This window comes from Nostoc sp. JL23 (assembly GCF_017115065.1).
GTDB lineage: Bacteria > Cyanobacteriota > Cyanobacteriia > Cyanobacteriales > Nostocaceae > Nostoc > Nostoc punctiforme_A.
Window position 1 is genome coordinate 33,460 of the sequence record NZ_JABXKN010000152.1, and the last position, 9,733, is coordinate 43,192.

Below are 9,733 nucleotides of genomic sequence, written 5' to 3' on the forward strand. Positions count from 1 at the left end.
TTATTTTGGTGACGAATAACCGTAAGTCGATGCCCGGACATTTAGCTGACCATTTAGCTTCAGGTCGCCATATCCCTGGAATATTTACCATCGATGCAAACCAAAGCATCGGACAAACTGTTGAAGAATTAATCATCATTGCGGAAGCTTCGTTTGAGGATGAATACCAGGATCGAATTGAATATCTACCCCTGAGCCGATAGCACATTCTCCACTCCCTCACTTATCCTCAAAAATTAGCCCCCTCCTTACCTGCAAAGAGAGGGCTGAATTTATCAGAGAAATATATTTGTAATTTAAGCCGAAAATTACGAATTACGAATTACGAATTAATTAATATCCGCCTTCTTCTTCGTATTCTGGCTGTCTTTCCTTGACTTTCTTGGGAATGTTCACAGGCTTCGGTGCATCTTCCCAAGCATCGCCGTCTACGTCGTCATAATCATCGTATTCGTCAACGTATGGCTTACTATAGGGCTGGGCTTCATACTTTAGCGGCTGCGGTTGTTGATACCTGTCGTTGCCCGTTGCTTCGCTCCAGTTATCTTCTTCCTCATCTTCTTCGTATTGAATAGATTCATACTGCCGCGCCTTCATTACCTGACGCTGTGGCCTTTCCTCTTCCACATAGTCTTCATTCCATTCTTCTTCCCGCGCTACGGGTTCGGGAGCGCGAACTTTTTGCCTGGGTGGCTGCAATGGCACTCCGCTAGGCAGTTGATTACCTGGTGCAACTTGGCGTGGTGGAGTATAGCCGTATTCTTCTTCTATATCTCGCTCCCACGGTGCTTTGCCGATACCCAGGCGCTCTAGTAAACCAACTGTCAACTGGTTTACTCGTTCTTCGGCTCCCTCAAACACAATCAACCGATTGGGGCCAGTGCTGACAATTTCATCTACTGAGAACTCGTAAGTACTCAGAAATTGATCGGGAATTTGGGGCAATCCTAAAGAAGCAATGACTATAGATTCAAGCTTCCCATTTTCACCGTTGAACTTGAAGCCCCGAACTTTGCCTAAGACTTCACCTGTTTCTGTAATTACTTCCCAGTTAATCAAATTACTGAGAGATTCAACTTCGATATCTTCAATGACATCTTCGTTATCAACCAGGATGACATCACCAATCTGGCTGATGTTGTTGAGGTACATATAGCGTGGTATGCCCGAAATGGAGATCAGGCTGTCTCGCAAACCAAGAGCCACAACCTCTCTTTGATCGATATCAACCCAGACTTGACTGATGATGCCTAGCCGCTTGCCGTTGTCGCGGGTAATCACCTGGGTATTTAATATGTCGGAACGCCTAATTATCTGTTCGGAGGTCATTCTATACCGAGTCCTGATCTCGAATCCGGTTTAACGCGATGTGCGACTTATTCTTGGAACCCCTCTCCAAACCTCTCTCACAGTGGACGAGAGGCTTTGATTTTTGCTCTCTTTCGCTGGTAGGGAAGGGGTTGGGGGTTAGGTTTGAGAGAAAGTCGGACATTACGTGGTTTATCTATACACTATTATTAACAAAAACTCAAGCAGATGTATTGGATGATTGTAACTTAATCCCCAAAACTTGAGTGTAAGCTCCTCGTGCTTGAGTAACGCCAATTGTGCGTTCGGCTGATTCTATCATCGGACGACGCAAACTCACAACTATAAATTGCGCTTGTTGTGACTGTTGTTTAATCATTCTAGCTAATCGTTCTACGTTTGCCCCATCTAGGAACATATCTACTTCGTCAAAGGCGTAAAATGGCGATGGACGGTAGCGTTGCAGGGCAAAGATAAAGCTCAAGGCTGTGAGTGATTTTTCTCCCCCAGACATGGAAGCTAGGCGCTGTACCGGTTTACCTTTGGGGTGCGCGACTAAATTCAGTCCACTGCTAAAGGGATCTTCGGGATTTTCAAGTTGCAAGAAGCCGTCGCCGTCGGAAAGAATAGCAAAAATTGATTGAAAGTTTTCATTAACGGCATCGAAAGCTTCTTTAAAGGCAAGTTGCCGCAATGTGGTAAAGTTTTCAATCCGTAAAAGTAGTTCGGTGCGTTCTCCTTCTAGTGTCTCTAATTTTTGCGTGAGTTCTTGGAGACGGTTTTGAGTGCGTTCGTATTCTTCCAACGCCAGCATATTTACAGGTTCCATTGCCTGTAAGCGTTTGGTAAGCGATCGCAATTCTTTCTGCAATTCTTCCAAATCTACCTGATCTGGAACTTCCGGCAACGGATTTGGTAATTCTGCTCCCACATCCCGCAATTGAGTTTGTAGTGCAATTAGTTCCTCGCGCCGCTTCTCTTGGGTTTCTTGGAGTTTTTGGATTTCCCATTCCAATTGTTGTTGGCGTAAAAGATGCGATCGCACTTCCAGTTCTGTAGCGTCGCGTTTTTGTTTTTCTTCTCCCAAATTCTGCTCCATTTGACTCAACGATAAACGGGTTTGGGTGATTTGGTCGTCTATCGTTGTGATTTGTGTGGAGACGCGATGAATCGCATCTCTACAAGATATTTGTTGGGTTTCGTATTCGGTGATTCGCGTTTCACCTTCTTGGATTTTTTCTTGCAAACGTTGTTGCTGATTTTCTAAATTTTTTAATCTTTGTTCAGCTTCCCGTAATGCTGTTTCGCGTTGTTGCAATTGTTGCTCTTGAATTTTAATGGTTGCCTGGATTTGTTGCCATTCACTAGGGGTTTGGGATGCTTCTAACTCTGCTAAGGCGTGTCGCAATTGTTGCAATTCATTTTCTTGCCCAGGTAATTCCCGCTCTAAAATTTCTAATCTGGATTGCGCAGTGGCTAACTTTTCGCTGTTTTGGGCGAGTTGCGATCGCGTCCCCTCTAATTGCGCTGTTAAACTCTTAATGTCTTTTTGCAACTGCTCCAATTGCAACTGCTGTTCGCGCCGCGCCTGACGCGCTTCGGTGAGTTCCTGGGTGAGTTTTTTGGTTTTGGCTGACAAAGTTGCGATCGCTTCAGTACAACGCTCTAAAACTCGTTCAATATCCACTAAGCGAGTTTTTAAAGCGATCGCTTCATCAGATTCTGCCGCTTCCGCATTGCCAAACCGCAAGGACGAACGCTGGGTGTTACTACCACCAGTCATTGCACCGCTAGTTTCCAGAAGTTCCCCGTCTAAGGTGACGATGCGATACAGCCCTAAATTTTTTCGCGCCGCTTCCAGGTTGGCGAATACCACCGTGTTCCCGAAAACATAGCTGAAAACATCTTTGTAACGGCGATCGCAATCGACTAAGTTAACAGCATAGTTAACGAAGCCGCTAGCAAAACGCAGCGTTGCATCTTGAGTAAATTTGGGAGCGTGAATTTTATTTAGCGGTAAAAAAGTTGCTCTCCCTGCACGTTTCTGTTTGAGCAGTTCAATACCCGCTGCGGCGATGCTGTCATCTTCCACCACAATATGTCCCAAGCGTCCACCAGCAGCCATTTCTAAAGCTAACTGATGGCGGGGTTCCACCTTTGCTAACTGCACAACTAAACCACAAAGTCCAGGCATTCCCGATTGTAAAATGACTTTACTGGCTTGGGTTCCTTGGACTTCTTGCTGTGCTTGCGCTTGCGCCTCGATTTTATCCAACTGGCGTTGTTTTTCTCGTTGTTCAGAAAGTAACCGTTTTTGAGTTTCCTGTTGGATTTGCAGTTCTTGTTCTGTGGCTGAGAGATTTTGGGCTAAGTTTTGGATGGGTTCGCTAGAGGTGTTAAATTCCGTTTCAACTCCACTACACTGAGTTTGTTTTTCTGCTAATAGCGGTTCGTCGCGTTCAATTAACTGGGTTTGCTCTTGGATCAGCTGTTGTAACTGATTATTGCGTTCCCTGAGTTGTGCTTGTTCGGTGCGTTGCGGTTCTAGAGTATGCAGCAAAGCTTCAATTTGACGATTGAATGCTGTTTGTTGCTGCACCCAGGCTTCCGAAGCCGAGGCGATTTCTGCTGCTGCTTCGCGGGAGGTTTCTAGAGATTGCTGTGCTTCATCCCTTTGTTGCTGGGAAGACGCGATGAATCGCGTCTCTACAATGTGTGTTTCGGCAATTTCTTCTAGGGAATGACGGTGTTTTTGAATCTCTTGCTGAGTTTGAGCTAGACGTTTGGCAGTTTCTTGGGAAGCTGTTTGTAATTCGGTTAGCTGACGCTGGAGTTGTTTACGTTCTGCTTCTTGGGTAGCGAGGGTAGATTGTACTGCCAAAAGTTCCTCTTCTCCCAAGGCTTTCACATGGGCATTGAGTTGTTCCAGTTCCGCAGTTTTTTCAACAATTTGGGAATTGAGGTTTGTGAGTTGGGTAGTGAGTTCGGTAAAATTGCGATCGCCCGTTTGAATTTCGTGAACTAATTTTTCTTGTTGTGTTTGTAGCGATCGCCATGATAAAACAGCTTCCCAGGATTGTTTCGCCAGAAATTCCGTGCGGAGTTTTTGATATTTCTCAGCTTTCGCCCGATCTTGGGAAAGGCGATCGCGCTGTGCAGTTAATTCCGTTTCAATAATCCGACAGCTATCTTCCTTTTCCTTCACCTCATCTAAAGTTGATTTGGCTTGGACAATTTTGCGATCGAACGCCGCCACCCCAGCTAATTCATCAATAATTTCCCGCCGTTCCCGCGCATTCATCGAGATAATGCTGGTGACATCCCCTTGAAGCACCACATTGTAGCCTTCAGGATAAACCCGTAGATTACTTAGTTCCCCATGCAACTCTGTTAACGTGCAAGGTACACCATTAATATAGTAATTCGATGTGTAAGTCCCTTGGTGAGTGACTCGTAGCCTTCTAGTAACACTCCACTCATCCAATTTTGGATTTTGGATTTTGGATTTTGGATTTTCTTCCTCTACTTCCTCTGCCTCCCCTGCCTCCTCTGCATCCCCTGCCTCCTCTGCCTCCTCTACTTCCTGCCTTTGTGCCTTTGTGTCTTTGTGTGAAATTTCATCCGACAAATCAAATGTCACCGTGACGCTAGCCTCAATCGAAGCACGTCCTTTTGCCGTTTGAGTGTTATTTACCAAATCTGGTAAGCGTTCGGCTCGCATTCCCTTAGAACTGGAGAGTCCCAGGCAAAAGAGCAGTGCATCTAAGATATTCGACTTACCCGAACCATTTGGCCCAGATATGACAGTACACCCCGGTAGCAAAGGGACAGAAGTAGTGCCACCGAAGGATTTGAAGTTCGTAAGTTCCACGCGCTTGATGTGCACCATAGGCGCTGGTTCCCTGGGCTAATGAAGAACAAGTGTATCAACTAATTAAGAATTCGCAAGAGGGTAAGGGGGAGAATTGGAAATTATAAGTAGACCCGTTGCAGTGAGTCTGCAAGCTTCACTCAAAAGGCTTACCGCAGGCGATCGCTCAGTCTACAGCGAAAATTTTGATGCCGCAAACTGACCATCAAATTTTCCCAGAGCAGATAATATCATGTCCGACTAATTACTTGTAATTCAAAAATTTCTGCGTTTGCATATCTTTGTGTCTTTGCGTCAGCCCTAATTACAAGTATTTAAACGGACACTAACTAAGAAGATTTTAAGTTTCAAGGTAAACCAGTTGGTATAGTTTAAATCATCTGTTCTGTATCTGTCGTCCTCAGTTGAGCGTGACAACAAAGCGTCGCATTTTTATCTCAGCATATAACTAGTTTGAAATAGTATCAAGGCATTCTGACACAGTAATGTGAGTTGCTAAGTAACAGGGGGGAGGAAGTGAAAAAAGCAACTCACCCCAATGGTAGAGGGTATTAAAAGCACTAAATGAATTTATAATATAGTAATCTTTACAATTGTCAAAACGTAGAAAGAAAGCCCTCTTTACTACCTTAATCTGCTGTCTGTAATTTGGTTATTAACCCTCAAATATTTGTAGAACTTAGTAATGAAGAGATTAATTAAAGGTCTGCGCGAATTTAAATCTAGTTATTTTTCGACACATCAACAATTATTTGAGCAACTTTCACAGGGTCAAAAGCCCAGAGTATTATTTATTACCTGTTCTGATTCGCGTCTCGATCCAAATCTAATTACACAAGCCCAAGTTGGTGAATTATTTGTCATTCGCAATGCAGGTAACATCATTCCACCGTATGGGGCAAGTAATGGCGGTGAAGGTGCGACAATTGAATATGCTATTCAAGCTTTAGATATTCGCCAAATTATTATTTGCGGTCACTCTCATTGCGGTGCAATGAAAGGATTAATGAAGTTACACAATCTCAGCGATGAAATGCCGCTAGTACATGATTGGCTTAAATATACAGAGGCAACTCGAAGGCTAGTTCTAGACCACTACAGTCACTACGACGGCGAAGAACTGCTAGAGATTATGATTGCCGAAAATGTTCTTACTCAAATTGAAAATTTGCGGACATATCCAGTGATTCATTCTAAGCTTTATCAGGGAGAACTCAGCATTTATGCTTGGATTTATCACATTGAGACAGGAGAAGTTTTCGCATACGATCCCCAAAAACACGCTTATGTTTTGCCTCAAACTCAGCTTCCAGAATCAGAAATAGATGAGTCCTTCAGGGTTCAGCTTCCAAATACCAATGTAGCAGTGAATTCCCCTCAAACCCAGCACGATGATGGTCAATCTTATGAGAAAGTGTCTATTTCTGCATTTGAGTGGTTTCCAATGAAACGCCTTTCTCCAGAGCAGATGGAGCGAATTTATCGAGGTTCAAATAATGGAAGTTGAAAGATGAGAAGATAGAATTATAAATAAGCCATAGCTAAGGGACTTGCAGTTAAAAAAATATCCTATTTTAGGGGCGCAAGGCCTTCATTGGTGTCAACTTAACGTGAAAGCCAGCCTAGAACCAGCTTTTACATATTGTCTCGTTCCCAGGCTGTGCCTATTGGTGACAACTTAAAGCGATCGCCAAAATGTCAAGTGGGGTGTGGAGATAAGTCCAAAGTGTCTCGCTGTTGAGATTTGAGTTGATATTTAACAACGTTAGACAATGCTTGTTGCGATACGCAAGCCGCTTTGCACAATCAATTTGTCTTCTCGATTTAATAACCGATGTAACTCGCGCACCGATGGTACTTGTCGCCACAGTAGTGTTAATAGTGCTGCCACCATTAGAGGTAAACCCAGAATCCGGTCGCGTAGCCCCAACTGCTGGTAATAGGACAGTTGATTGTATACCAGTGGTGTTAATAGCTCTTCCATCCACGCGGCGATTACTTCGTTTTCTGGCGCTGGCATGTTTCTATCCCGCTTGTGATCTGGGTTTGCGACTCTTGGATTTGCCATCGTTTTTTCCCTTGATGCACCTGTTGACATTACTTTTTTCTTAAGTTGTCACCAATAGGCTAAGGCACAGAGTCAACAGCCTAGGCAGAGCCTTCCATAAGAGCATTACAAAGGCAGAGCCTTGTAACGAGAGGAATTCACAGTTGGCTGTCTTTGTCAATGTGTAAGTTCTATTCTCTTCTTTCCTTGACAAATTAAATATGTATTTTTGATCGAAACAGAATTCATTCTGAATTGTGTGCGGGACACGGCGCGAACACAGAAGCAAGCTGCGTATAGCGTCTTGATTTTGACCGGAGCTTTCGGAGTCTCCGGCTCCGCTCCTGAATTCTGACTTCTTCAATTTTCTTCAGAAATTTGCCGTTTGCAAATTGATGTTATAAATTGGTGCTCAGGTTTTAATCAGAGATTTATTTACCAATGAAAACCCAACAGTTGAGTTCAACAACCCTAGAAAATATATCTAGTAAGACGAAAAAACAGTCTTTTCCTGGTACGAGTATTGGTACTCCTAAAGTACCCTTCCGTAAATGCCATAAAATAGTACAAAAACACGAATTACTTAGTGACTGGGAACACGCAAGTTAATTCAATGAAATCCTCCAGTAGGAATAAAGTATAAGTGTTCATTTTCCTCGTGTAGCGGCAAAAACTGCATATCCATACTCTAAAAATTCTTACTCCTTTATGATGTGGAAAACTGAAAATCAATCACCGATCGGGCTTTTCTAATGTTGGCTGACTACTCCACACTCCCGCCTTGGATGCGATCGCCTACGGTGGGCGCTTCCGCCATCGCCAACTTCTCAGCATTTTCAAAAGACAGATAATTTGGACACGCCGCAGACTGACGATAATAAGCCATGCCGCTTTTGAGCATCTCTTCTTGAATAACTGACCTCAATACTATCTTTGTCAGTAGTCATCACCTCAGCAACAGTCCGCCCATTACTATCTTTTTCCACTGAAATATTATGCCTATCACTATCCCGTAGTGGTCAATATCTTGTACTCTTATTTCTGATGCTGATGATGTCATTTATCAAAAATACCATCAATCTCTTCACTTACCTGCGGAATGTGAGTCAGCCTACTGGAGAAAAGCACATGAACACGATCGTAGTGAAAGACGGTATAGAGATTTACTACAAGGATTGGGGCAGCGGTCAGCCCATCGTTTTCTCGCATGGTTGGCCTCTATCGGCCGACGACTGGGACAACCAAATGATGTTCTTCTTAAATCACGGCTATCGCGTCATCGCGCACGATCGACGAGGGCATGGACGATCAAGCCAAGGTGGCGACGGACACAATATGGATCATTACGCCGATGACCTCGCTGCGCTTACCGCGCATCTCGACTTAAAGAACGCCATCCACGTTGGACACTCGACTGGCGGCGGTGAGGTGACACGCTACATTGCGCGCCACGGCGAAAGCCGCGTCGCCAAGGCCGTTCTCATTAGCGCCGTGCCACCACTGATGGTGAAGACCTCAGCGAATCCCGGCGGTCTACCTAAAGAGGTATTTGACGACTTTCAGGCGCAGGTTGCCACCAACCGGGCGCAATTTTATTGGGATGTGCCGAGCGGGCCCTTTTACGGTTACAACCGGCCAGGCGCGAAAGCGTTGCAAGGCGTGATTGAGAATTGGTGGCGCCAGGGCATGATGGGCGGTATCAAGGCGCAGTACGATGGCATCGTGGCCTTCTCCCAGACCGACTTTACCGAGGATCTTAAGAAGTTCTCTGTGCCTACTTTGGTAATGCACGGTGATGATGACCAGATAGTCCCCTATGCCGACTCCGCCCCACTGAGCGCTAAGTTGGTCAAGGGGGCGGTATTGAAAACCTACAAGGGTTTCCCGCACGGTATGCCGACGACAAATGCAGACCAGATCAATGCCGATCTCCTCGAATTCATTCAGTCGTAAACGCAAACCACTCGGTTCTCAGAAAAGTCTCCATACTGCCGCCCTAAAGCGTCTAACCAGGCGATGCAGCGAACCGCGCCCCGCTCGCTCCAATGCGTGGTTTTAGTATAGTGATGTTCATCCACCTTGCAGCCATGCGCGCTCTTGGGCGCAGTTGCCGATCTTGTTTGTGTCTCGTTAGCCGGGATTGCTTCTCTACGAGACGCTCCGCGAACGCAATGACTGTAATTAATTCTGTACACTTACTTATATGGATGAAATCAAACAAAAAACCTCACACCTTTAAAATGTGAGGTTTTTAAGGCTTGGTTAATCATTCTTGATGAGTCGTTGGTTGCGTTGAGACTTTTCAATTTGTTTGGCTAGCACGGTGTCAATGTCAACTTGTTCTAATTCAGCATTTTTTCCAAAAGTTTAGCTGAAAACTAATGTTTTCTATGCTTTTAGAGCCTTTTATAAATCAATACGCAGAATCTTTGCCTTAGAATGTGATATTCACTAGACCTCTTGCAAAAGTCGGTCAGGCAAATTCGGTTTGGAGGAGATGAAGCTCG

The 9,733-nt window shown here is 44.7% G+C and carries 7 protein-coding genes and 1 pseudogene; 4 read left to right on the forward strand and 4 right to left on the reverse strand.

Going from position 1 to position 9,733, the window contains the following annotated elements; all coding sequences use genetic code 11:
* Positions 1-8 precede the first annotated feature (8 nt).
* Positions 9-203, forward strand: a complete 195-nt coding sequence (locus HWQ42_RS32810) for a hypothetical protein (RefSeq protein ID WP_292733215.1) — start codon at positions 9-11, stop codon at positions 201-203.
* A gap of 130 nt (positions 204-333) precedes the next feature.
* On the opposite strand, the gene HWQ42_RS32815 is transcribed toward HWQ42_RS32810, so the two are convergent.
* Together HWQ42_RS32815 and smc are read right to left on the reverse strand one after the other, a co-directional pair.
* Positions 334-1,329: a PRC-barrel domain-containing protein gene (locus HWQ42_RS32815; protein WP_292733213.1), complete on the reverse strand. Its 996-nt coding sequence runs from the start codon at positions 1,327-1,329 to the stop codon at positions 334-336.
* Positions 1,330-1,528: 199 nt separating this feature from the next.
* Complete coding sequence (smc, locus tag HWQ42_RS32820; RefSeq protein ID WP_292819600.1) at positions 1,529-5,197, reverse strand: chromosome segregation protein SMC; 3,669 nt, start codon at positions 5,195-5,197, stop codon at positions 1,529-1,531.
* 667 nt (positions 5,198-5,864) lie between these two features.
* On the opposite strand from smc, the gene HWQ42_RS32825 reads away from it, so the two are divergent.
* On the forward strand, positions 5,865-6,686 hold the full coding sequence (locus HWQ42_RS32825; RefSeq protein WP_292819603.1) for a carbonic anhydrase: 822 nt from the start codon (positions 5,865-5,867) through the stop codon (positions 6,684-6,686).
* A gap of 260 nt (positions 6,687-6,946) precedes the next feature.
* On the opposite strand, the pseudogene HWQ42_RS32830 reads toward HWQ42_RS32825, so the two are convergent.
* A pseudogene (locus HWQ42_RS32830) lies at positions 6,947-7,199 on the reverse strand (IS4 family transposase); the annotation flags it as partial.
* 468 nt (positions 7,200-7,667) lie between these two features.
* Between HWQ42_RS32830 and HWQ42_RS32835 the strand changes: the two are divergent.
* Positions 7,668-7,835, forward strand: coding sequence for a hypothetical protein (locus HWQ42_RS32835; RefSeq protein WP_292733204.1), 168 nt, complete (start codon positions 7,668-7,670; stop codon positions 7,833-7,835).
* Between the two features lie 154 nt (positions 7,836-7,989).
* On the opposite strand, the gene HWQ42_RS32840 is transcribed toward HWQ42_RS32835, so the two are convergent.
* Positions 7,990-8,151, reverse strand: coding sequence for a hypothetical protein (locus HWQ42_RS32840; RefSeq protein WP_292819606.1), 162 nt, complete (start codon positions 8,149-8,151; stop codon positions 7,990-7,992).
* A gap of 203 nt (positions 8,152-8,354) precedes the next feature.
* Between HWQ42_RS32840 and HWQ42_RS32845 the strand changes: the two genes are divergently transcribed.
* A complete protein-coding gene (locus HWQ42_RS32845; RefSeq protein WP_292819609.1) occupies positions 8,355-9,179 on the forward strand; it encodes an alpha/beta hydrolase in 825 nt (274 codons plus the stop codon).
* The last annotated feature ends 554 nt before the right edge of the window (positions 9,180-9,733 follow it).